Here is a 21,324-nt window from a genome sequence, read left to right as displayed (position 1 = left end):
GGGGGGGCGCGGTGTGCTGACTTTTCTTTCGGGGGGTTTATTACCCAACCGGTTGTTGGTTTGGGTCGGGGCGGCTGTTGGTGGTCAACCCCCCCCCCCCGGCGGTCCCGCTCGCCGCGCGGACCCGGGGCCTGCGCAAGGTCTACGGCAGCACCGTCGCGGTCGACCACGTCGACCTCGACATCCCGCAGGGCGCGGTCGTCGGCATGCTCGGGCCGAACGGCTCGGGCAAGACGACCACCATCCGGATGCTGCTCGGCCTGGTCCGGCCGACCGAGGGCGAGGTCGAGCTGCTCGGCCGTCCGATGCCGGACGCCGCCGCGCACGCGCTGCCGGACGTCGGCGCGCTGGTCGAAGGGCCGGGCTTCCACCCGTTCCTGTCCGGGCGCGACAACCTGCTGCGTTTCGCCGCGGCGGAACCGCGGCTGTCCAAGGCCGGGATTCCCGTTGCGGTGGACTCCGCGCTGGAGCGCGTCGGGCTGACCGGAGCGGCGCGACGGCGGTACAAGGGGTATTCGCTCGGCATGAAACAGCGGCTCGGGCTCGCTTCGGCGTTGCTGGTGCCGCGGAAGATGGTCGTGCTCGACGAGCCGACCAACGGCCTCGACCCTGCTGGTACCAGGGAGATCCGCAGGATCGTCGCCGAGCTGCACGCCGAGGGCGTCACCGTGCTGGTGTCGTCGCACCTGCTGGCCGAGGTCGAGGCCACCTGCACGCACGTCGCCGTCCTGCAGGCGGGCAACGTCGTCGCGCAGGGCGAACTGGCCGAGCTGCTCGAGTCCGGGAACGCGGCCCTGCTGGTCCGCACGCCGGACGCGGAACAGGCGGTGGAGGTGCTGCGGGAGAACCGGATCGGCGCCCGGCTCACGCCGGACGGCATCCGCGCGGATCTCACCGCGGCCGAGGCGCCGCGGGTGCTGCAGGTCCTGGTGGGCGCGGGGGTCGCGGTCCACGAGGCGACGCGGGCCCGCACCGGCCTGGAAGACCTGTTCGCGCGGCTGACCGAGGGGGCGGAATGACGACGGCGGTTCTGGAAGCACCGGCGGCCCGCACGGGCCACGACACGGTGCCGTTGCCGCGGCTGCTGGCCGCGGAGCTGCGCTGGATCTTCCGGCGGCCGCGCACGCTGGCCGTGCTCGGGCTCCTGGCGCTGATCCCGGTGGTGATCGGCATCGGGCTGACGCTGGTGGACGACAACCCCAACGCCGGCGGGGGGCCGGACGAAGGCGGCGGAGCGCTGCTGGCTTCGGCGGTGAACAACGCGTTCGTCCTGCCGATCGCGGCGATCGTGATGTCGCTGGCGCTGCTGCTCCCGCTGGCCTCGGCCATGGCGGGCGCGGACGCGATCGCGGGCGAGACCTCGCACGGCACGCTGCGCGGCTGGCTGATCGCCCCGGTCGGCCGAGGCCGGCTGCTGGCGGTCAAGGCGTTCGGCGTAGCGACGGTGTCGGTCGTTTCGGTGCTGGCGATGTGCGTGACGGGCGTGGTGACCGGGCTCATCATCAACGGCACGGATTCCCTGTTCACGCTGTCGGGCACGACGCTGTCCTTCGGCGGCGCACTGGCGCGGATCCTGCTGGTGGCGGGCTGGGTCGTGCTGCAGCTCTGGGCGGTCGGCGCGGTGGCACTGGCGATCTCCAGCTGGACCGAGCACCCGATGCTGGTGGTGGCTTCGGTGCTGGCGGGCGACATCGTGTTCACGATCCTCGGGTTCCTGACGTCGCTGGACTGGCTGCACCCGTTCCTGTTGACGCAGAACTGGTCGCTGGCCCCGGCGGAGGTCCTGCAGGACCCGATGGGCACGCAGATGCTGGGCGAAGGCGCGCTGCGCGCGGTCTGCTACATCGTGATCGGGCTTTCACTGGCGTACGCCCGCCTGTCGACCCGCGACGGCTGAGGTTCCTTCCGGACGGCGTCAACCGACCAGCGCGACGCCGTCCGGGTCGAGCTCCAGCTTCACCGCGTCCCCGGCCCGCAGGTCCGCCGCCGCCGGCGCCACGGCGTCCACAGTGGAATCCGCGAGCTTCACCACCAGCCGCACGTGCTCCCGCCGGTGCACCGCGGCCACCACCTCACCGTCCACTCCGGACGTCGCCACCCGCAGCGCGTGCGGCCGCAACCCCAGCCGCACCGGGCCGTCGCCGACGTCCGGGAGCCCCAAGTCCCCCAGCTCCGTGTGCACGTTCCCGCCCGCGGCCACGGCATCGAGGAACGTCGTCACGCCGAGGAACCGCGCCACGTCGTCGTCCGCCGGATTCCGCCACACCCGCCGGACCGCACCCTCCTGGCGGACCTCCCCCGCGTCGAGCACCGCCACGCGGTCGGCCAGCGTGAAGGCCTCTTCCTGGTCGTGCGTCACCAGCAGCGCCGTGATCTTGCTGCGCCGCAACAGGTCCGCCAGGTCGATCGCCAGCTGCTCACGCAGTCCCGCGTCCAAACCGGACAGTGGCTCGTCGAGCAGCAGCAGCCGCGGCTCCGGCGCCAGCGCCCGGGCCAGCGCCACCCGCTGGGCCTGGCCGCCGGACAGCTCGGTCACCCGCCGTCGTTCGAAACCGGAGAGGCCCACCAGCTCCAGCAGCTCGGCGACCCGCGGGGCCCACGCCGACCGCGGCACCCCGTGCATCCGCAGGCCGAAGGCGATGTTCGCGGCGACGTCGCGGTGGGCGAACAGCTGGCCGTCCTGGAACACCAGGCCGAAGCCGCGCCGGTGCACCGGGACCGCGCCGAGGTCCTCGCCGTCCCAGCTCACCGAGCCGCGCGCCGACGGCTCGAGGCCGGTGATCGCGCGCAGCAGCGTCGACTTGCCCGAGCCCGACGGGCCGAGCAATGCCAGCACCTCGCCGTCGGCGATGTCCAGCCGGGCGTCGCGCACCGCCGCGAACGATCCGTAGTGGACGGTCAGGTCCCGCACCGACAACGCCATCAGAACTCTCCCACCCCGCCGCGCCCGAGCCGGTCGATCAGGGCGACCGCCAGCACCGTCACGAGCATCAGCAACGCGCACGCCGCGTACGCCATCTGGTTGTTCAGCTCCCCCGGGCGCGCCATCAGCGTCGCGACCGCGACCGGCAGCGTCGGCGCCGTGGGCCGGGCGAGGAAGCTCGTCGCGCCGAATTCGCCCAGGGCCACGACGAAGCCGAAGCCCGCCGCCGCGACCAGCGGCCGCAGCGTCAGCGGCAGGTCGATCTCCCGCCACACCCGCAGCGGGCTCGCCCCGAGCGTCGAGGCGGCCTGCCGCAGCCGGACGTCGACCGAGCGCAGCACCGGCAGCACCATCCGCACGATCAGCGGGATGATCACCAGCGCCTGGGCCAGCGGCACCAGGTAGGGCGACGTCCGCAGGTCGCCGGGCAGCGCGTCGAGCGTCACCAGGTAGCCGAACCCGACGGTCACCGCGGACACCCCGAGCGGCAGCATCAGGACGGCGTCCATCGTCTCGCCCAGGCCGCGCGCGGCCCGTGCCGGCGAGCGCCGCAGCGCCACCAGCACGACGGACGCGAGCACACCGACGACCATCGCGAGCAGCGTCGCGTCGATGGCCACCTTCAGCGAGTTCAGCGCGGCGTCCCAGCCGGACACCTGGAGCGCGCCCTTCTCGCCGGTGCTCGTCAGTGCCCGGTACCCCGCGAGGCTCCAGCCGTCCTCAGTGGACACCGATTCGGCGAGGAGCGCGACGATCGGCGTCACCAGCGACGCGAGCACGACCCCCGCGGCGCCGACGACCCACCACTCGCCGCCCCTCGGCGGCCGTGCGCCGCCGGAACCGATCCGGGCGCCTTCCTTGCGCCGGCGCGCCAGCCCGCCGAGCACCAGCGCGGCGACCACGGCCGCGAACTGGATCAGCGAAAGCGCGGCCGCGCCGGAGAGGTCCAGGAGGTCGACCGTCCGCAGGTAGATCTCGGTTTCCAGGGTCCGGTAGCGGGCTCCGCCGAGGATCAGGACGACCCCGAAGCTGGTGGCGCAGAACAGGAACACGACGGCCGCGGCGGACGCGATCGCGGGCGCCAGCGCGGGCAGCGTCACCGATCGGAAGGCCCGCCACGGCGACGCACCCAGCGCGCGGGCGGCGTCGGTCGTCCGCGAATCCAGCCGCGCCCACAGCCCGGCGACGGTCCGCGCGACGACGGCGACGTTGAAGAAGGCGTTGGCCAGCACGATCGGCAGCACGCCGCCGTCCGGCCACAGCGCCCGGAACGCCAGCCCGACGACCACGGTCGGCAGCACGAACGGCACCAGCACCAGCGTCCGCGCCAGGCCCACGCCGGGCAGCCGCACCCGCGCCAGCAGGAACGCCACCGGCAGCCCGGCCAGCACGGCGACCACCGTCGACGCGGCCGCGCTCGCGACGGTGAACCCGGCCAGCTGCCAGGTCCGCGCGTCGCCGAGCACGACGTCGAGGCCACCCGCGGCGAACCCGCGGCCGATGATCGCCAGCACCGGCCAGGCGAAGAACACCACAAGGAACCCGATCGGGGCCAGCCCGAGCAGCGCCAGCCCGAGCCCGCGGGCGGTCCGCGGCGGAGCCGTTGCGCGCCGGAGGCTCCGGGGCGGCGTCCCGGGTGTCACTGCACGAGCGTGCGCCATTCGCCGATCCACTTCTCGCGTCCGGCCTGCACCTGGTCCGCGGGCAGCGTCTGCGGCTTCTGCGGCAGCGGCGCGACCTGGGCCCAGCCGGCGGGCAGGTCGACGCCCTGGCGCGCCGGGTAGACGTACATGTTGGCCGCGACCGTGGCCTGGAACTGCTGCGAGAGCAGGAAGTCGACGACCTTGCGGGCGTTCTCGACCTGCTTGCCGTTCGCCAGCACGCCGGCGTACTCGACCTGCCGGTAGCAGGTGTCGAGCAGCGCCTTGGTGCGCGGCTTCCCGTCGTCGCCGACTTCGGCGGCCGGCGACGACGCGTACGAGACGACGATCGGCCGCGGCCCCTTGCCGGACGAGCCGGAGAACTGCTTGGTGTAGGCCTCTTCCCAGCCGCTGACCACCTTGACGCCGTTGGCCTTCAGCTTCGTCCAGTAGTCCTTCCAGCCGGCCTCGCCGTACTTCGCGATGGTGCCGAGGAGGAACGCCAGGCCGGGCGAAGCCGTCGCCGGGTCCTCGGCGACCAGCAGGTCCTTGTACTTCGGGTCGGCCAGGTCGTCGTAGCTCGACGGCGCCGGGATCCCCTTGCCGGCGAAGTAGTTCGTGTCGACGTTGACGCAGACGTCGCCGACGTCGACCGCGGACAGCCGGTGCTCGGGGTCGACGGCGTAGCGCTGCGGCCCGCGGTCGGCTTCCGGGCTGGTGTAGGGCTCGAAGACGCCCTCGGCCAGCGCCCGCGAGGCGAAGGTGGAGTCGACGCCGTACGCGACGTCGCCGATCGGGTTGGCCTTCGTCAGCACGAGCTTGTTGGTCAGCGATCCGGCGTCGCCCTGCTTGAGCACGGAGACCTTGATGCCCGACTGCTTCTGGAAGGCGTCGAGCACCTCCTGCGGCGCGAGGAACGAATCGTGCGTCACGAGGGTGACGGTGGGCGTCTGCTGCGTGCCACCGTCACCGTCCGACAGCGAGCACGCCGCGGCGACGGCGCTGACGGCGGCAATGGCCGTCGCGGCGCGAACAGCCCTGCGTTTCATCTACCCTCCTGCACTTCGCCGGACGCGGGAGGGAAGCCCTCCCGTCGCCGGCATGATCCGGTCAGGTGCGAACGGTCGCGGGTGACCCCGCCTCTCAGCCCGGCTCACCGGACTCCCGTGGCAACCGTGCAGCGTAGTCCAGGACGGACGACCATGGAGACATGACGGAAATCTTGAGCGACTCCGAGGCCGACGGACAATTGGCCGCGGACTGGACGCGGTCCGGCGCGGTGATCTCCCGCGAGGTGGAGCTGGCGAGCTTCCCCCAGGCGATCGAGGTGGTGAACCGGGTGGCGGAACTCGCCGAGGCCGCCGACCACCACCCGGACATCGACATCCGCTGGCGCACGCTGACCTTCCGGCTCAGCACGCACTCGGCGGGCGGCTTGACGGCGAAGGACTTCGACCTCGCCGCGCAGATCGACGAGGTGCTGGCCGCAGTGTGATCTCGGCTACGCTGAGTGCACCTTCGCCCGGGTTCGGCGTCTCTCGGTTACCGCAACCTTCGGGAGGGAGACACAGATGACTCAGGCAATCGTGGTCGGCACGGCGGCGTTCGCGGCAATGGTGGCGGCAGCCGGCGGGGTGCTCTGGTTCACCGCCCGCAACCGCCGTCACCTGGACGGCTGAGAGTTCGATCACAGCTGTTAACGGGCGGCATGATCAGCGCGCTGTTCCTGCGGAAGCATCGGTTCGGCCCATAGGGAACGCCATGAACAGCACCGCCGCCCTCACCCCCGCCCAGCGCGCCTGGATCAACGCCCTCGCCCCCGCGGTGGTGCTGATCGTGATCGCGGTGCTGGGCCTGCTCGGCTAGTTCGCCAGGGCCTGCCGGATCTTCCGGATCCGGCGGGCTACCAGGTGATCTGCCCGGGCGGCGGGAACGCGGCCGGTGGCTCGTCACCGACGGACCAGTACTCCAGGCAGGACAGGCGCCCCTCCTCGGCGAACACGATGAGGCCGCCGTCCGGGACGTCGGCCTCCACCGCCACCGATTCCTTCTTCGGCCAGCGTGGGGTCACATCGTCCACGGCGAGGTCGATCGTGGGACAGCCGCAGCCGCAGCGGCCGACCACCCGGGCCGTGGTGGCCTGCGCGCGCAGTTCCGCGGCACCGGGGAAGTCCGCCGCGAGCAGCGTGTCCAGTGTCGTCCGCTCGTTCGGCGTGAGCGGGCGGGGCTCGGTCCGCGCCATCAGTAGCGGGACATGTTCGGGATCGTCTTTTCGGCGACCCCGATGAGGTCTTCGACCTTCGCCACATCGGCCGTCACGTCCTCGGCGGTCACCGAAGGCGCCTCGGAAGAACGGTAGGCGACTTCGTTGCGCCGGACCCGCATCCGGTTGAAGGGACGCAGAAGCGGCCCCAGCGGCGGATCGAGCTGCGCGAGAACCGCTTCGTAGACGGCGATGTGGCCCCCGCGGCTCGTTGCACGCAGGCCTTGGTTCTGCAGGACGGCCGCCAGCGACCGGCGGGCGCCGTCGTACGCCAGCGTGTAGGCGCCCTCCGGGTCCGAGGCCAGCAGCTGGCGTGCCGAAGCGACGTGCGTGCGGGCCCTGGCGAGCTCCGCTTCCGCGGCCTCCCGCGAAGCCGGGACGTGTTCGAGGGAACCGCGCGCGATGAGCGCGTCGATCGTGGCGCGGCCCTGGTTCCACCGGGTCATCGGGAAGTCTCCTGATCGAGGGGCAGCGGGACCAGCGGACGCTCACGCACGCTGGTGAGGAACGGATCCGTGCTGTCCGCCGTCCACGACGCCGGCGAGATCCGGTGGACGTTGACCTCGCGGCCCAGCCGCCGCGACACGCCCTCGGCCAGGTCGAAGAGCGCGTCCGGGTCGGGCGAGCCGACGACGAGCACGTCGACGTCCCCGGGCGGCGGCCCCGGTTCGCCGCTGTAGCGCGCGGCCCAGGAGCCGTAGATGTAGGCCTCGCGCACGCCCGCCAGACCGGACAAGGCCTCGGCGAGCAGTGGCAGCGGCCCGAAGGTGACCGCGATGACCTCGCTCAGCGGCCGGTAGAGCGGGGTGTCCGTGCGGGCTTTGACGAGCCGGCTCCGACCGACCCGCCGGTCTTCCAGGATGCCGCCGCCGACGAGCCGTTCGACCTCCCGCAGCACGGCCGTCGGCGTGACACCACACGCCTCGGCGAGCTCGGTGATGCTGTACTCGCGCTCCGGGTGCAGCAGCACCAGCGCCAGCAGCTCACCCTGCATGCGCGACCGCAGCAGCGGCAGCAAGCTCGACGAAGCTTTCATTGGACGCAGTATATCCTGCGTCCAATGAAAACGACATTCAGTAGTTCTTGCTCACGCAGCGTGCATCAGACGTTGAAGCGGAACTCCACCACGTCGCCGTCGGCCATGACGTAGTCCTTGCCCTCCATGCGGACCTTGCCCGCCGCGCGGGCCGCCGCCATCGAACCCGCCGCCATCAGGTCGTCGTAGGAGACGATCTCCGCCTTGATGAAGCCGCGCTCGAAGTCCGTGTGGATCACGCCCGCCGCCTGCGGGGCCGTCGCACCCTGCGGAATCGTCCACGCGCGGGACTCCTTCGGGCCCGCCGTCAGGTACGTCTGCAGGCCGAGGGTGTGGAAACCGGCGCGGGCCAGGGAGTACAGCCCCGGCTCCGGCTGGCCGACCGACTCGAGCAGCTCGCGCACCGACTCCTCGTCGTCCAGCTCCAGCAGCTCCGCCTCGACCTTCGCGTCGAGGAACACCGCGTCCGCCGGGGCGACCAGCTTGGTCAGCTCCTCGCGGCGAGCTTCGTCGGTGAGCACCGCCTCGTCGGCGTTGAATACGTACAGGAACGGCTTCGTCGTCAGGAGGCTGTGCTCGCGAAGCAATTCGAGGTCGACGTCCTTCTGAGCCGAGAAGAGCGTGCGTCCGCTGTCGAGGATCTCCTTCGCCTTCTGCGCGGCCTCGAGCGCGGGCTTGGCTTCCTTCTTGGTCCGCGCTTCCTTCTCCAACCGCCAGACGGCCTTCTCGAGGGTCTGCAGGTCGGCCAGGATGAGCTCGGTGTTGATCGTCTCGATGTCGCTCAGCGGATCGATCCGGCCGTCGACGTGGATCACGTCCGGGTCGTCGAACACGCGGATGACCTGGCAGATCGCGTTGGCCTCACGGATGTTCGCCAGGAACTTGTTGCCCAGCCCAGCACCCTCGGACGCGCCCTTCACGATGCCCGCGATGTCCACAAAGGACACCACGGCGGGGACGGTCTTCTCCGACTTGTGCAGCTCGGCCAGCTTGTCCAGCCGGGGGTCCGGCAGCGGCACGACACCGACGTTCGGCTCGATCGTCGCGAACGGGTAGTTCGCGGCGAGCACGTTGTTCCGGGTCAGCGCGTTGAACAGGGTGGACTTGCCGACGTTGGGCAGGCCGACGATACCGAGGGTGAGGCTCACGACCCCGCAGTCTACGTGGCTGCCCCGGTCGCGGCCCACGCACCCAACGCCGTGGCGGATTTCCGCCAGCGACGGCGCTGACCTGCTGGCATGCTCGGATCAATGGTCACCGAAACGCTCTCACTCTGGCGGGACGCCGAGCGCTGCTACCGCGTGGTCACGGCCCGCGACCCGCGCTTCGACGGCCAGTTCATCATGGCGGTCCGCACGACCGGGATCTACTGCCGCCCGTCGTGCCCGGCCTCGACGCCGAAGGCGCAGAACGTCCGCTTCTTCCCGACGTCGGCAGCCGCGCAGGCCAACGGCTTCCGCGCCTGCCGCCGTTGCCTGCCCGACGCCGTGCCCGGCTCACCGGACTGGAACGTGCGCGCCGACCTGGCCGCGCGGGCGATGCGCCTGATCTCCGACGGGACCGTCGAGCGCGAAGGCGTCCCGGGTCTCGCCCGGCGGCTCGGGTACTCGGAACGCCAGCTGGGCCGGGTGCTCACCGCCGAGCTGGGCGCGGGCCCGCTGGCCCTGGCCCGCGCGCACCGCGCGCACTCGGCGCGGCTGCTCATCGAGATGTCCGGGCTGCCGCTGACGGACGTCGCCTTCGCGGCGGGCTTCTCCAGCGTGCGGCAGTTCAACGAGACGATCCGCGAAGTGTTCGCCACGACGCCTTCGCAGCTTCGTGCCTTCGCGACTGCACGACGTGGCCGGCAGAGCGATGTGACCGGAACTCGGCTCAGCCTGCGGCTGCCGTTCCGGCCGCCCTTCGACGCTTCAGGGTTGCTTCGCTTCTTCGCCGCCCACGCGGTGCCGGGCATTGAAGAAGTCACTGCGGAGGCCTACGCGCGGACCCTGCGGCTCGCCCACGGCACCGGCGTCGTGCGACTGACGCCTTCGCCCGACCACGTGCGCTGCGAGCTGGTGCTCACCGACCTGCGCGATCTCGGCAGTGCGGTCAGCCGGGTGCGCCGGCTGCTCGACCTCGACGCCGACCCCGCGGCGGTCACCCGCGTCCTCGGCGCCGATCCGGCGCTGGCCCCGGTGGTCGCGGCCGTGCCGGGGATCCGGGTGCCGGGCGCGGTGGACGGCGAGGAACTGCTGCTCCGGGCCCTGCTCGAAGGGGTACCGCCCGGCGAAGAAGTGCCGGGCGAGTGGGGCGTGAAGCGGCTCTTCCCGACGGCGGCCCAGGTCGCGGCGGCCGGGCTCGGCGAAACCGTCACCGGCGTGGCCGCCGCCCTGGCCGAGGGGCGCTTGGCGGTCCACGTCGGCCGGGAGGCGGCCGAACTGCGCGCGGAGCTGCTGGCGTGCCCGGGCGTCGACCCGTCGACGGCGGACTACGTGCTGATGCGCGTCCTCGGCGCCCCGGACGTCCTGCTCGCCGGCGAGACCGAGGTCCGGCGCGGCGCCGAGGCCCTGGGCATCGCGCCGGCCTCACTCGGCGAGCGGGCCCGTGCGTGGACGCCGTGGTGTTCCTACGCCGGGATGTACCTCCGGAACGCGGCGGCCTAGCCCTGCCTAGCCCTGTTCGCCCTGCCACAGCAGGGCCTGGGCGACGATGACCTGGTTCCCGTCGAACGTCGCCGCCGGCGAGCCGTGCAGGCGGTAGCCGAGTTCGAGCGCCTCGCTGACCCGGTGGCAGAACTTCGCGTCGTCCGGGCCGGTGAGCAGGCGGTAGCGGGGCAGGCCGTTCGGCGGCTGGTCCGTCATGGCTTCATCTTGTCCGAGCGATCAGCCCGCGCGCACCTCCAATGTCGAGCCCGTGCGGGACTTCCGGACCCGCAGCCGGGTCGGGATGCGCTGCCGCAGCTCCTCGACGTGGGACACCAGCCCGACCACCCGGCCGCCGGCGCGGAGCTCGTCGAGGATGTTCATCACGACGTCGAGGGTTTCGGCGTCCAGCGTGCCGAACCCTTCGTCGACGAACAGCGTGTCCAGCAGCGCGCCGCCCGCCTCCCCCGCGACGACGTCCGCCAGCCCCAGCGCGAGGGCCAGTGACGCGAGGAACGATTCGCCACCGGACAGGGTCTTCGCCGGGCGGATGGTGCCCGAGTAGTCGTCCAGCACATCGATGCCGAGCCCGCCGCGGGTGCCGCGCGCCCCGGCCGCGTCCGAGTGCACGAACGAGTACCGGCCCTGGCTCATCGTGCGCAGCCGGTGCGTGGCGGCGACGGCGACTTCTTCGAGCCGGGCCGCCAGCACGTACGACCGCAGCGACATCTTGCGGCTGTTCTGCCCGCGCCCGTTGACGACCTCCGCCAGGGCCCGCAGCTCGGCGTACTCCGCTTCGGCCGGCGCGAGCCCGGCCAGCGCCGCGCGCAGCAGACCGGCCAGCCGGATCAGCTCCTCGTGCTGCGCGGTGGCCGCCCGAAGCGCCGCGTACGCGGAGTCCGCGCGCGCCCGGGCCAGCTGGGCCGCGTCGGCCGCTCGCCCGACGTCCACGACGTCGTCCGGCGAGATCCCGAACAGGTCCGGCTCGGCCAGCAGCGCCCGCGCGCCCGCGGCGGCCGCCTCGGCCTCGGCGATGCCCTGCTCCAGCTTCTCGATCTGCTCGTCCGGCAGCATCGCGGCGCGTGCCTTCTTCAGCGAGGTGAACCCCTTCGCCGCGACCGCCGCGTCGACCAGCGCCCGCTGCTGGGTGACGCGTTCCCGGGCGCCGACGACCGCCGTGCGCGCCTCGGCGACCGCCTCCAGGGCCTCGGCCAGGCCGAGGAGGTGCATCCGCCGCGCGCCGACGTCCGCGAATTCGCCCCGGCCGGCGACCAGGCGGCGCTCCCGCTCGGCCAGCCGCTCCTCCAAGGCGCGGACGTCGGTCGTGGCTTCGGTCGCCGCCTGTTCGGCCCGGCGAAGGCGCTCGGTGCGCGCTTCCAGGTCCCGCTCCAACAGGACGACCTGGTGCCCCAGCTTGGCCTTGGCGGACGCCTGCCTGGTCAGCGCGGCGACGGTTGCGCGGGCGGCCACCAGCTCGGCGGTGATCGCCCCGGCCGTGCGCCCGGCCAGCCGTTCGATCAGCCCGGCCAGCCGCGCCTTCGCCTCTTCCAGCGCGACGACCACCCGCTGCCGCACCGCGTCCGCCGCCTGCTCGGCTTCCTCGGCCGCGCGTTCCTCCGCCGGGTCGACCAGCTCGACGTCCCGGTTCGCCTTCGCCGGGTGCTCGGCCGAGCCGCACACCGGGCACGGCGCGCCGTCCGGCAACGCGGCGGCCAGCTCGGCCGCCATGCCGTCGAGCCGTCGCTCCCGCAGGTCGAGCCGGCGCTGCCGGGCCGCTTGGTGCGTGTCGACGACTTCGCGCAGCTTCGCCTCGCCCCGTTGGACCTTCGCCTGGGCCTCGGGCAGTTCGGCCGCGTCGCGGGCGAAGGCGCGCAGCTCCTCCACCTTCGCCTTGGCGCCGTCGAGTTTCGCTTCGGCTTCGGCGGCTTCGAGGGCACCGGCCCGCAGCTCGGCCAGCCGGCCGGGGATCGCGGCGAGTTCCGTGGACAGCTCCTCGACCTGCTGGCGAGCCGTGACGGCGACCAGCTTCCGGTCGTCCCGCCGCATGACGTCGAGTTCCTGCTGCTCGGCCTCGGCGACCAGTTCCGCGACCGCGCCCGCCTCTTCGCGCGCCGCGGCCGCCCGCGCCTTCAGGTCGCCGGTCGCCCGGGTGCCGAACTCCCGCAGCCGGGCGCCGCGCGCCTTCTCCGCCTGCTCGGCTTCGGTCAGTTCAGCGGCCCGGCGGTCCAGCAGATCGGCCTCCACGGCGACCCCGGCGGCCCGCCGCGCGGCGGCGACCTCCTGCGCCCACTCCGCCCGCTGCGGCGCCTGTTCGGTGATCTCGAGCAGCCGCAGGTGCGCGGTGCGGACCCGGCGGATCTTTTCCGCTCCCGCGCGTTCTTCCTGCAGGTAGACGTCCGCCCGTTGCGCGGCCGACCGGGCCCGTTCCTCCTCGGCTGTCACCTGCCCGACCCGGGCTTCCGCTTCGGTGAGCACGGCGCCGACCCACTCCGCCACGTCCGTCTCGGGCGGGTCCTGCTGGGCCTCCTGCGCGTACCGGGCCAACAGCTCGCGCACGTCCCGCTGCCGTGCTTCCAGCTCGCGACCGCGTTCGGCGCGCAGGTCGGCGAACCAGCGTTCGACGTCGGCGAAGCGCTCGGTGCCGAACAGCCGCTCCAGCAGCTTCTCGCGCTCGGCGGTGTCCGATCGCAGGAAGCGGGCGAACTCGCCCTGCGGGAGCAGCACCACCTGGAAGAACTGGGCCGCGGTCATCCCGAGCAGCCGCTCGACGGTGCGCGCGACCTCTTCGATCCGGATCAGGCCCTCCGGCGCCAGCCCGGTGGGCGCGGTGCCGATCCAGCTCAGCGACACCCTCGCCTGCTGGGTGGTCGTGCCCTCGCCACGCCGCTTCGGCCGCTGGTACTCCGGGTTGCGCACGATCTTCAGCCGGTGGCCCTGCACGGTGAGCTCCAGCGCCACCTCGGTGACCTGGTCGCGCTCGGCGAGGTCACACCGCAGCCGCTTCGCCTCGTTGCGGGCGCCGGGGACCACGCCGAACAGCGCGAACGCGATCGCGTCGAGCAGCGTCGTCTTGCCCGCGCCGGTTTCGCCGTGCAGGAGGAAGAGACCGTCGGCGCCGAGCACGTCGAAGTCGACCACTTCGCGCGCGCAGTACGGCCCGAAGGCCTCGACCTCCAGCCTGTGCAGCCTCATTTCGCGAGGGCCCCCCGGTCGGCCGCTTCCAGGGCCCGGAACAGGAGCTGTTCTTCGCTTTCGGTCGGCGGGGCGCCGCGGCAGTCGTCGAGGAAGCTGCGCGAGACCTCGATGTCGGACCGGCCGCGGACGGCGTCGGAGTAGCGCAGCGGGGCGCCGGCGTGCCCGCCCGCGGGCTCCCACTCCAGGTGCACCGCGTACGGGAACCGCTTGCGCAGCCGCCGCATCGCGTCGACCGGGCGCACCCGGTCGGTGACCGTGACCGACAGGAAGTGGTCGAGGTAGGCGTCGTGCGCCGGGTCGAGCAGGAGGTCTTCGAGCTCGCCGGTGAGCGCCGCGAGTGCCCTCGGCACGGGCAGCTCGTGGCGCCGGACCTCGGCGAGGCCGTCGGCGTCCAGGTCGACCAGCCAGACCGATTTCCGCTGGCGCGCCTCGGAAAACGAGTACGCCAGCGGGCTGCCGGAGTACCGCAGGTGCTCGGCGAGCGTCTGCGGGCCGTGGAGGTGGCCGAGCGCCACGTAGTCGACGCCGTCGAAGACCGAGCCGGGTACCTGTTCGACGCCGCCGACCGCGATGGTCCGTTCGCTGTCGGTGGGTTCGCCGCCGGTGACGAACGCGTGCGCGAGCACGACCGACCGGACGCCGGGCCGGGTTCCGAGGTCCGCGCGGATCCGGCGCATGGCCTCGGTGAGCACGCCGGTGTGGCCGCGCGCGTCGGGTACGCCGAGGGCGTGGCGCGCCGGTTCCGGTTCCAGGTAAGGGATGCCGTAGACGGCGACCGGGCCGCCGGCGTCGTCGAGCAGCACCGGTTCGGCCAGCCCGGCGACGGTGGTGCGCAGGTGGAGGCCACCGGCCGCGGCGAACTCCGCGAAGGCGCCGAGGCGGGGCGCCGAGTCGTGGTTTCCGGGCGTGACGACCAGTTGCGCGCCGGCCGCGCGGATCCGGGCGACGGCTTTCGTCGCCACCCGCACGGCTTCGGCGGAGGGGACCGCGCGGTCGTAGATGTCGCCTGCCACCAGGACGGCGTCGATCGCCTCGCCGGCCACCAGGTCGGCGAGGTGCCCGAGCACCGCTTCCTGTTCCGCGAGCAGGTCGGCGCCGTGGAACGTGCGGCCGATGTGCCAGTCGGAGGTGTGCAGGAATCTCACGGGCGCCAACGGTACGACCCGGCTCCGACGAAATCGCGCAGGCACGCCGCCCGCTCACTCGAACGTGTGTACTAACACGAGCGGGCAAGATCGGACACGCCCTGGGCGGAATCGATGTGTTCGCAGGTCAGCTACCCAGAGCGACGGATCGGGTGCGATTTTTGTCGGTGCGGTCCGCCATGATGTCTGCGAGCCCGGACCTCGGAGGGAGAGACGAAGTGGCGACAGTGCTGACCACCGCGGCGATCGTGCTCGCGGTCCTGCTGCTGTTCGCCGTCGCGGTGCTGTGGCGGCTGTACCAGGACGGGATGCGCCGGGCGGACGCGGCGGCCCGGCTGGTGGCGGCCGAGCGGGCCAAGGCGGACCAGCAGCAGCTGGCGCTGCGGCGCTACGAGGTCGCGTTCGCGTCGATCAGCGGCCGCGGCGAGCTGGGCGAGCAGGTGCTGGTCGAGACGGCGCGGGCGCTGGGGCTGCGCGAGGACCTGCACTTCACCCTGCAGACGGACCTGGGCGGCGGCGGCTCGGCGAAGCCGGACATGGTGCTGCGAGTGGGCGGCGACCGCACGGTCCCGGTGGACGCGAAGGCGAGCATGGCGACGTGGTCCGAGGCGGTGGAGACGGACGACCCGGACGAGCGGATGGACGCGTTGCGCGCGCACGTCCGGCAGATCCGCTCGCGCGCGGCGGACCTGGCGGGCAAGGGCTACCAGCGCTGGGCGGACGCGATCTACGGCACGATCATGTTCGTCCCGTCCGACGCGGCGGTGGTCGCGGCCCTGGACACGGACCCGGAGCTGCTGCGCTGGCTGATCGACCGGAGGGTGTTCCTCTGCGGCCCCACGGGTTTCGGGGTGCTGGCCTCGGCGGCGTTGTTCGCGGCGAGTGACCGGACGCTGGAGGCGGACGTGGAGCAGGTCCGAGCCGGAGCGGCGGCGGCCCACCGCGCGGCGGGCGGCGCGGTGGAGGCGCTGAACCTGTCGAGCACCCACCTGCAGCGGTTCCTGTCGGCCCGCCGGCGGGAGCTGGAGGCACTCGAGACGTTCCGGGCCACGGTGGCTCCGCTCACCGACGCAGCGGGCAGCCCGGCGGCCGTGCCGACGGTCCGGAAGGGGGACGAGCTGGCAGCCAGTTGAGCGTCCAGGGCTTCGAGGGTGAGCCAGGCGCAGGAAGCGGGCAGCCGGCCGCTCGATGACGCCCGCGCTCGTCTGGGCGCGTGCTTGCGTGCCGGTGGGCGGCCGCGCGGAGCGTGGTTGAACCGCGTCTGACCAGTGGTGACCACGCGCCTGGCCGGGTCTCCACCTGCCGGCGGGTCCCGCGGCAAGCGCTTTCGCGCGGAGCCCGGCGCGAGCGACCCTCCGACCGCAGGTTGTCCCCGGTGCCCCTCGCGGAGGACCCTGGCAGAGCGGGCCGCCCGGCTCGCTCCACCGTCGCTACCCGGCGCCACCGGATCATGCCCCCGGGTGGCTGTCGGCCCACGTCGGCGGCGGTGCTGGCAAGATCTTCACAACCACGAGATACGGTGTTGCCCTGTGACCGCGATTCGCGATCGCCAGAGCGATCCAGATGCCGACGACGTCCCCGTTGCGTGGGATGAGCGTCCTGTCGTCGGTTCGAGGCGCGGACTGCCCTGGTGGGCGGCGGTCCTGGTCGGCCTCGTCCTGGCGGTCGTGGGCGCCCTCCTGGGCAAGCCGAGCCAGACGAACATCCCGGTGATCTTCATCGTCTGCTACATCGCCGGGGCCGTGATCGCGGTCTGCGCGGTGCGGCGGCGGGGCCTGTTCGGGCCGATGGTGATGCCGCCGCTCGTGCTGGCCGTCACCGTGCCCAGTGTGATCCTGCTGACCTCGGGGTCGACGGCGGGGGCGCAGGGCGACGACATGCTGTCGAAAGCCCTGAACATCGGCACGCCGCTGATCAACAGCTTCCCCATGATGGCGATCACCACCGGCATCACGCTGCTGATCGGCTTCGTCCGGATCTTCCGCGAGCGCGACCCGGACGCCCCGAAGAAGGCCAAGAAGCCCGACCGCCGGGCCGACGAGGACGACGAGAAGCCCGCCCCGCGCGCCGCGGCCGGTGGGCGTCCGCGGCCGGCCGGCTCGAACCGGACCGGGCAGACCCCGGTCCCGCCCGGCGCTCGGCGCGGGCGGGAAGGCGAACCGCCGCGACGTCCGCGTCCGCCCGCCGACGGCGAACGCCGAACCCCTCGCACTCCCCCCGAACGCGACCCGGGCACCCGCGGCACGCGCAAGCCGCCCCCGGCCAACCGGCGCACGCCCCGTCCGGAAGAGGGCGACCCGCGCCGGCGCGAGCCACGCGGTGACGCTCCGCGGCGGCGTCCGCGCCCGCCCGAGGACGGCCGCGACACCCCGCCACCCCGCCGCCCGTCCGGCGGGCGGAACGCTCCGCCGCGCCGGAACCGGCCCTGGGACGACGAAGAACGCTGACGAACGGCGGTCACCTCTCGCGAGGTGACCGCCGTTTCGCATGCGAGACCGTGCGCCGGAAGGCGGCGCGTGTGCTCAGAGGGCCGGCACGGGTGATCAGAAGGTCAGCACGCGTGATCGGGGGGGACGACACGCGTGATCGGGAGGTCAGCACGCGTGATCGGCGGGACGACACGGCGGCGAGCCGCGAAGGCGACCCGCCGCCGGAGCCGGCTCAGACCTTCCGCAGTTCCTTCGGCGGCGCGAACGAGATCTTCTCGTTGGCCGTCGTGACCTCGTCGACGTCGCCGTAGCCGCGCTCCGCCAGCCAGTCCAGCAGCTCCATGACCAGCACGTCCGGTACCGAGGCACCCGAAGTCACGCCCACCGTCGTCACGCCGGAAAGCCACGCTTCGTCGACCTCGTGCGCGAAGTCGACCAGGTACGAGGCCCGGGCCCCCGCCTTCAGGGCCACCTCGACCAGGCGCTTCGAGTTGGACGAGTTCGTCGACCCGACCACCAGCACCAGGTCGCACTCGGCGGCCATCGCCTTGACCGCGACCTGGCGGTTCGTCGTCGCGTAGCAGATGTCGTCGCTCGGCGGGTCCAGCAGGTTCGGGAAGCGCTCGCGCAGCTGGTCGACGCGCTCCATCGTCTCGTCGACCGACAGCGTCGTCTGGGAGAGCCAGATCACCTTCGACGGGTCGCGCACCTCGACCTTGTCGACGTCCTCGGCCTTGTCGACCAGCTGGACCTTGTCCGGCGCCTCGCCGGCGGTGCCCTCGACCTCTTCGTGGCCTTCGTGGCCGATCAGCAGGATGTCGTAGTCGTCGTTCGCGAACCGGTTGACCTCCTTGTGCACCTTCGTCACCAGGGGGCAGGTCGCGTCGATCGTGCGCAGGTTCCGCTCGGCCGCCTCCGCGTGCACCATCGGCGAGACGCCGTGGGCGGAGAACACCACGAGCGCGCCCTCGGGCACCTCGGACGTCTCGTCGACGAAGATCGCGCCGCGCTCGCGCAGCGTGTCGACCACGTGCCGGTTGTGCACGATCTCCTTGCGGACGTACACCGGGGCACCGTAGACCTCGAGGGCCTTCTCGACGGCGATCACCGCGCGGTCGACGCCGGCGCAGTAACCACGGGGTTTGGCGAGCAGCACCCGCTTGCCGGAAGCGGTTCCGGTGATCGTCGGGGTACCCGCGGGCTCGATTCCGGGACTCGCTGCACTCATGCCCCCCAGGGTACGGGCAGCCCCGAGACGGACTCGAAGTCCCTTTCGGGTGAGCTTCGTCCCCCTGCCGGGTTGTGCCACGGGTCACGCACTGCGCCCTTCCGGTTGGGCAGGACGGCCGGTCATGCGGCAGGCTGGACCCATGAAGCCATTCCCGCTCCCCCTCCGGGTCGCCGCGGGCCTCGCCGTCTCCACCGCCGAGCGGGTTCGCGAACTTCCCCGGCAGCTGGCCGGGCTCCCGGTGACCGTGGTCAGCCAGGTGCTGCAGGCCTCCATGCGAGTGCAGCAGCACGTCACCGAGCTGGCGATCAAGGGCGACAGCGCCCTGTCGAGCCTGCGCCCGGTCGAAGACACGCCGAGCTGGGCGACGTTCGACGAGGACGCCGAGCTGGGCGACGTCCCGCCCGCGCGGCCGGACGCCGCCCGGGTCGCCGAAGTGCCCGAACCGCGTTCGGAGATCAACGGCCGCGTGCCGTCGGCGGCCGAGCTCGAAGCGGAGCTCGGCGATCCGTGGGCCGCCGAGGAACGCGCGCTCGCCGAGGACCACGCCGACGGCGAACACGACAGCGAAGCCGGCGAAGAGCAACCGCCGAAGAAGCCCAAGCCCGGGACGCCCAAGGTCGACAAGAAGACCAAGAGCGAAACGCCGCGGACCAGCGCCGCGGGGTACGAGGGTCCGGCCGGGCTGACCGGCTACGACCAGCTCACCCTCCCGCAGCTGCGGGCCCGGCTGCGCCAGCTCTCGATCGACCAGCTCGAGACCATCCTCGAGTACGAGCGCACCCACGCCGACCGCTCGTCGTTCACCGGCATGCTGTCCCGCCGGATCGCCAACGCCCGCAAGGCGGAACGGGCCAAGGAAGACGAAGACGGCGGCGACGGCGCGGAAGGCCGGTGAGCGCCGAGTCCGCACCGGCTCCGGCGAGCACCGCGGAATCGCCGTGGCCGGTCCGGACCGTCGCGCGCAAGATCGGCGACTGGATCCACCGGCTCGGCACCGTCTGGGTCGAGGGCCAGGTCACCCAGGTCAGTTCCCGGCCCAACACGCAGACCGCGTTCCTGACCCTGCGCGACCCTTCGGCGGACGTCTCGATGTCCGTCACCTGCCCGAACTGGCTGATCCGCGAGATGGAGCCGCCGCTGCGGGAGGGCGCGAGCGTCGTCGTGCACGCGAAGCCGTCGTACTTCTTCGGCCGCGGCACGATCAGCCTGCGTGCCGACCAGATCCGCGCGGTCGGCATCGGGGAGCTGCTGGCCCGGATCGAACGCCTGAAGAAGCTGCTGACCGCCGAAGGCCTCTTCTCGGCCCAACGCAAGCGGCCGATCCCGTTCCTGCCGAAGGGCGTCGGGCTGATCACCGGCCGCGCGTCGGCGGCCGAGCGGGACGTCCTGGCCAACGCGCAGGGGCGGTGGCCGCACGTCCGGATCAAGGTGCTCAACACGGCCGTGCAGGGCTCGCAGGCGGTGCCGCAGGTCATGCGCGCGCTGCGGATCTTCGACGCGGACCCCGACATCGACGTCATCGTCATCGCCCGCGGCGGCGGCAGCGTCGAGGACCTGCTGCCGTTCTCCGACGAAGCGCTCTGCCGCGCGGTGTCGGCCACGGGCACGCCGGTGGTCAGTGCCATCGGGCACGAACCGGACACCCCGCTGCTCGACTACGTCGCCGACCTGCGCTGTTCGACGCCGACCGACGCCGGCAAACGGATCGTCCCGGACCTGAGCGAGGAGACCGAACGCGTTCGGCAGATGCGTGACCGCGGCCGCCGGGCGCTGCACGGCTGGGTCGACACCCAGGCGCGGCTGCTCACCCAGATCCGCAGCCGCCCGGCGCTGGCCGACCCGCTGGGCCCGGTCCAGCGGCGGCAGGACGACGTCGACGTCCACCGCGAACGCGCCCGCCGCGCCATGCTGAGCCTGCTCGCCAAGGACCAGGCCGAGGTCGCGAACGCGCGGGCCCGGCTCACCGCGCTCGGGCCGGCGGCGACGCTGGCCCGCGGGTACGCGGTCGTGCAGTTCATCGACGCCGAAGGCAACCTCCAGGTACTCCGCTCCGTCTCCGAAGTCGAGGCCGGTGCCCAGCTGCGCGTGCGGGTGGGTGACGGCGCGATCAAGGCGGTGGCGGAAGGAGAGCCGGGGTGAAGGTGACGTTCCTCCCGCTCACCGTGGACGCGGCCAGGAAACTCGGCGCGCGGCCGCTGCTGGACCAGGCGGTGCGCACCGACCGGGCCGCCGCCGAGTGCTGGACGGCCCTGCTCGCCGGCTGCGGCACCGCCGCCCGCCGCGACCTGGGGCCGCAGCTGCGGCGGCTGTCCGAGGCGACGTCGATGCAGGTCGGCTCGCGCTGGTGGTTCGCCGACGGCGCGGGGCACCGGCGGCGGGTGGCCGGGGCGCAGGAGAACCTCGAAGAGGCGATCGCGGAGGGTGACGGGCAGGAGTTCGCGCTGGCGTTCGTCGGGTACGACCACGCCATGGCCAGCGCGGTAGTGTGCGCGAACAGCGCCCACCCGTCAGCCCGGAAGGTCGGAGACACCGAGCGTGAGTGAAGCAGCCAGCGAGGAACTCGGGTACGAGCAGGCGCGCGACCGCCTCGTCGAGGTCGTCCGCGAGCTCGAGGCCGGCGGCCTGTCCCTCGAGCAGTCGCTCGCGTTGTGGGAGAAGGGCGAGAAGCTCGCGAAGGTCTGTGAGCGTCACCTCGAAGGCGCCCGCGAACGCATCGAGGCTGCTCTGGCGTCCGTGGAGGACGACTCCGAGCAGTGAGCTAGGCCATGCCCTCGGTATCTGGAAACACGGCGGGTATCTGACAGACTGACTACCCGCCAGTTCCACGATCCGGGAGGC

21 protein-coding genes and 1 riboswitch are annotated in these 21,324 nt (G+C 72.8%); of the genes, 10 read left to right on the top strand and 11 right to left on the bottom strand.

Translation table 11 applies throughout. The annotated features are described in order from the left end of the window. Positions 1–80: 80 nt before the first annotated feature. The gene (locus ACFVYA_RS19190) at positions 81–1,019 is read left to right on the top strand and encodes an ABC transporter ATP-binding protein (protein ID WP_387046570.1); all 939 of its coding nucleotides are present in this window, start codon (positions 81–83) and stop codon (positions 1,017–1,019) included. Then, positions 1,016–1,897 carry an ABC transporter permease gene (locus ACFVYA_RS19185; protein ID WP_285986130.1) on the top strand — a complete coding sequence of 294 codons (882 nt, stop codon included), beginning with the start codon at positions 1,016–1,018 and terminating at the stop codon, positions 1,895–1,897. Before ACFVYA_RS19190 ends, ACFVYA_RS19185 begins: the two co-directional genes overlap by 4 nt. Positions 1,898–1,915: 18 nt before the next feature. Here the strand turns inward: ACFVYA_RS19185 and ACFVYA_RS19180 are convergent, their stop codons facing one another. From ACFVYA_RS19180 to ACFVYA_RS19170, 3 genes are all read right to left on the bottom strand, one after another. Beyond that, positions 1,916–2,923, bottom strand: a complete 1,008-nt coding sequence (locus ACFVYA_RS19180) for an ABC transporter ATP-binding protein (protein WP_387046567.1) — start codon at positions 2,921–2,923, stop codon at positions 1,916–1,918. Continuing rightward, positions 2,923–4,479 (bottom strand): ABC transporter permease, encoded by a 1,557-nt coding sequence (locus ACFVYA_RS19175; protein ID WP_387046618.1) that lies wholly within the window; start codon positions 4,477–4,479, stop codon positions 2,923–2,925. The genes ACFVYA_RS19180 and ACFVYA_RS19175 overlap by 1 nt, the downstream gene beginning before the upstream one ends. A gap of 83 nt (positions 4,480–4,562) precedes the next feature. Next, entirely contained in the window at positions 4,563–5,612 is a 1,050-nt protein-coding gene (locus ACFVYA_RS19170) for a thiamine ABC transporter substrate binding subunit (protein ID WP_285986132.1), read from the bottom strand. A gap of 21 nt (positions 5,613–5,633) precedes the next feature. Beyond that, positions 5,634–5,741, bottom strand: a riboswitch (TPP riboswitch). Positions 5,742–5,773: 32 nt separating this feature from the next. Here ACFVYA_RS19170 and ACFVYA_RS19165 point away from each other — a divergent pair. After that, entirely contained in the window at positions 5,774–6,058 is a 285-nt protein-coding gene (locus ACFVYA_RS19165; RefSeq protein ID WP_387046564.1) for a 4a-hydroxytetrahydrobiopterin dehydratase, read from the top strand. A gap of 408 nt (positions 6,059–6,466) precedes the next feature. Here ACFVYA_RS19165 and ACFVYA_RS19160 read toward each other — a convergent pair whose 3' ends face one another. The 4 genes from ACFVYA_RS19160 to ychF all read right to left on the bottom strand — a co-directional run bounded on the left by ACFVYA_RS19160 (position 6,467) and on the right by ychF (position 9,010). Next, positions 6,467–6,805: a hypothetical protein gene (locus ACFVYA_RS19160; RefSeq protein WP_387046562.1), complete on the bottom strand. Its 339-nt coding sequence runs from the start codon at positions 6,803–6,805 to the stop codon at positions 6,467–6,469. Then, positions 6,805–7,272, bottom strand: coding sequence for a hypothetical protein (locus ACFVYA_RS19155; RefSeq protein WP_285986134.1), 468 nt, complete (start codon positions 7,270–7,272; stop codon positions 6,805–6,807). Before ACFVYA_RS19155 ends, ACFVYA_RS19160 begins: the two co-directional genes overlap by 1 nt. Beyond that, entirely contained in the window at positions 7,269–7,862 is a 594-nt protein-coding gene (locus ACFVYA_RS19150; protein WP_387046560.1) for an ArsR family transcriptional regulator, read from the bottom strand. Before ACFVYA_RS19150 ends, ACFVYA_RS19155 begins: the two co-directional genes overlap by 4 nt. A 65-nt stretch (positions 7,863–7,927) precedes the next feature. Then, positions 7,928–9,010, bottom strand: coding sequence for a redox-regulated ATPase YchF (gene ychF, locus ACFVYA_RS19145; protein ID WP_387046558.1), 1,083 nt, complete (start codon positions 9,008–9,010; stop codon positions 7,928–7,930). Between the two features lie 102 nt (positions 9,011–9,112). Between ychF and ACFVYA_RS19140 the strand changes: the two genes are divergently transcribed. Then, positions 9,113–10,507, top strand: a complete 1,395-nt coding sequence (locus tag ACFVYA_RS19140) for a DNA-3-methyladenine glycosylase 2 family protein (protein WP_387046556.1) — start codon at positions 9,113–9,115, stop codon at positions 10,505–10,507. A gap of 6 nt (positions 10,508–10,513) precedes the next feature. Here the strand turns inward: ACFVYA_RS19140 and ACFVYA_RS19135 are convergent, their stop codons facing one another. Genes ACFVYA_RS19135 through ACFVYA_RS19125 form a run of 3 tightly spaced genes read right to left on the bottom strand, consistent with a single transcriptional unit; the run spans position 10,514 to position 14,826 of the window. Continuing rightward, the gene (locus ACFVYA_RS19135) at positions 10,514–10,705 is read right to left on the bottom strand and encodes a DUF1737 domain-containing protein (RefSeq protein ID WP_285986138.1); all 192 of its coding nucleotides are present in this window, start codon (positions 10,703–10,705) and stop codon (positions 10,514–10,516) included. A 21-nt stretch (positions 10,706–10,726) separates the two neighbouring features. Further along, positions 10,727–13,678, bottom strand: coding sequence for an AAA family ATPase (locus tag ACFVYA_RS19130; protein ID WP_387046554.1), 2,952 nt, complete (start codon positions 13,676–13,678; stop codon positions 10,727–10,729). After that, the gene (locus ACFVYA_RS19125; RefSeq protein WP_387046552.1) at positions 13,675–14,826 is read right to left on the bottom strand and encodes an exonuclease SbcCD subunit D; all 1,152 of its coding nucleotides are present in this window, start codon (positions 14,824–14,826) and stop codon (positions 13,675–13,677) included. The genes ACFVYA_RS19130 and ACFVYA_RS19125 overlap by 4 nt, the downstream gene beginning before the upstream one ends. Positions 14,827–15,044: 218 nt before the next feature. Between ACFVYA_RS19125 and rmuC the strand changes: the two genes are divergently transcribed. Both rmuC and ACFVYA_RS19115 read left to right on the top strand, forming a co-directional pair. Further along, complete coding sequence (gene rmuC / locus ACFVYA_RS19120; protein WP_360162814.1) at positions 15,045–15,959, top strand: DNA recombination protein RmuC; 915 nt, start codon at positions 15,045–15,047, stop codon at positions 15,957–15,959. 396 nt (positions 15,960–16,355) lie between these two features. Continuing rightward, the gene (locus ACFVYA_RS19115; protein WP_387046550.1) at positions 16,356–17,273 is read left to right on the top strand and encodes a DUF6542 domain-containing protein; all 918 of its coding nucleotides are present in this window, start codon (positions 16,356–16,358) and stop codon (positions 17,271–17,273) included. A gap of 214 nt (positions 17,274–17,487) precedes the next feature. On the opposite strand, the gene ACFVYA_RS19110 is transcribed toward ACFVYA_RS19115, so the two are convergent. Next, positions 17,488–18,483 (bottom strand): 4-hydroxy-3-methylbut-2-enyl diphosphate reductase, encoded by a 996-nt coding sequence (locus ACFVYA_RS19110; RefSeq protein ID WP_387046548.1) that lies wholly within the window; start codon positions 18,481–18,483, stop codon positions 17,488–17,490. A gap of 142 nt (positions 18,484–18,625) precedes the next feature. Here ACFVYA_RS19110 and ACFVYA_RS19105 point away from each other — a divergent pair, with 142 nt between their 5' ends. From ACFVYA_RS19105 to ACFVYA_RS19090, 4 genes are read left to right on the top strand one after another with little or no spacing between them, the layout of a single operon-like run. Continuing rightward, a complete protein-coding gene (locus ACFVYA_RS19105) occupies positions 18,626–19,381 on the top strand; it encodes a lipid droplet-associated protein (protein WP_387046546.1) in 756 nt (251 codons plus the stop codon). Further along, positions 19,378–20,625, top strand: coding sequence for an exodeoxyribonuclease VII large subunit (gene xseA / locus ACFVYA_RS19100; protein WP_387046544.1), 1,248 nt, complete (start codon positions 19,378–19,380; stop codon positions 20,623–20,625). The genes ACFVYA_RS19105 and xseA overlap by 4 nt, the downstream gene beginning before the upstream one ends. Beyond that, entirely contained in the window at positions 20,622–21,029 is a 408-nt protein-coding gene (locus ACFVYA_RS19095; RefSeq protein ID WP_387046542.1) for a hypothetical protein, read from the top strand. Before xseA ends, ACFVYA_RS19095 begins: the two co-directional genes overlap by 4 nt. Further along, complete coding sequence (locus ACFVYA_RS19090) at positions 21,022–21,243, top strand: exodeoxyribonuclease VII small subunit (protein ID WP_013229792.1); 222 nt, start codon at positions 21,022–21,024, stop codon at positions 21,241–21,243. The genes ACFVYA_RS19095 and ACFVYA_RS19090 overlap by 8 nt, the downstream gene beginning before the upstream one ends. The last annotated feature ends 81 nt before the right edge of the window (positions 21,244–21,324 follow it).

This window comes from Amycolatopsis sp. NPDC058278 (genome assembly GCF_042881395.1).
In the GTDB taxonomy this organism is placed as follows: domain Bacteria; phylum Actinomycetota; class Actinomycetes; order Mycobacteriales; family Pseudonocardiaceae; genus Amycolatopsis.
The sequence above is the reverse complement of the archived record's forward strand: the minus strand, read 5'-3'. Positions and strand labels throughout refer to the sequence as shown.

Coding starts and splice junctions, on each gene's coding strand:
- ACFVYA_RS19155 (WP_285986134.1), bottom strand. CDS start 7,272: ATGACCCGGTGGAACCAGGGCCGCGCCACGATCGACGCGCTCATCGCG.
- ACFVYA_RS19135 (WP_285986138.1), bottom strand. CDS start 10,705: ATGACGGACCAGCCGCCGAACGGCCTGCCCCGCTACCGCCTGCTCACC.
- ACFVYA_RS19180 (WP_387046567.1), bottom strand. CDS start 2,923: ATGGCGTTGTCGGTGCGGGACCTGACCGTCCACTACGGATCGTTCGCG.
- ACFVYA_RS19165 (WP_387046564.1), top strand. CDS start 5,774: ATGACGGAAATCTTGAGCGACTCCGAGGCCGACGGACAATTGGCCGCG.
- ACFVYA_RS19140 (WP_387046556.1), top strand. CDS start 9,113: ATGGTCACCGAAACGCTCTCACTCTGGCGGGACGCCGAGCGCTGCTAC.
- ACFVYA_RS19170 (WP_285986132.1), bottom strand. CDS start 5,612: ATGAAACGCAGGGCTGTTCGCGCCGCGACGGCCATTGCCGCCGTCAGC.
- ACFVYA_RS19150 (WP_387046560.1), bottom strand. CDS start 7,862: ATGAAAGCTTCGTCGAGCTTGCTGCCGCTGCTGCGGTCGCGCATGCAG.
- ACFVYA_RS19160 (WP_387046562.1), bottom strand. CDS start 6,805: ATGGCGCGGACCGAGCCCCGCCCGCTCACGCCGAACGAGCGGACGACA.
- ACFVYA_RS19185 (WP_285986130.1), top strand. CDS start 1,016: ATGACGACGGCGGTTCTGGAAGCACCGGCGGCCCGCACGGGCCACGAC.
- ACFVYA_RS19110 (WP_387046548.1), bottom strand. CDS start 18,483: ATGAGTGCAGCGAGTCCCGGAATCGAGCCCGCGGGTACCCCGACGATC.
- ACFVYA_RS19130 (WP_387046554.1), bottom strand. CDS start 13,678: ATGAGGCTGCACAGGCTGGAGGTCGAGGCCTTCGGGCCGTACTGCGCG.
- ACFVYA_RS19105 (WP_387046546.1), top strand. CDS start 18,626: ATGAAGCCATTCCCGCTCCCCCTCCGGGTCGCCGCGGGCCTCGCCGTC.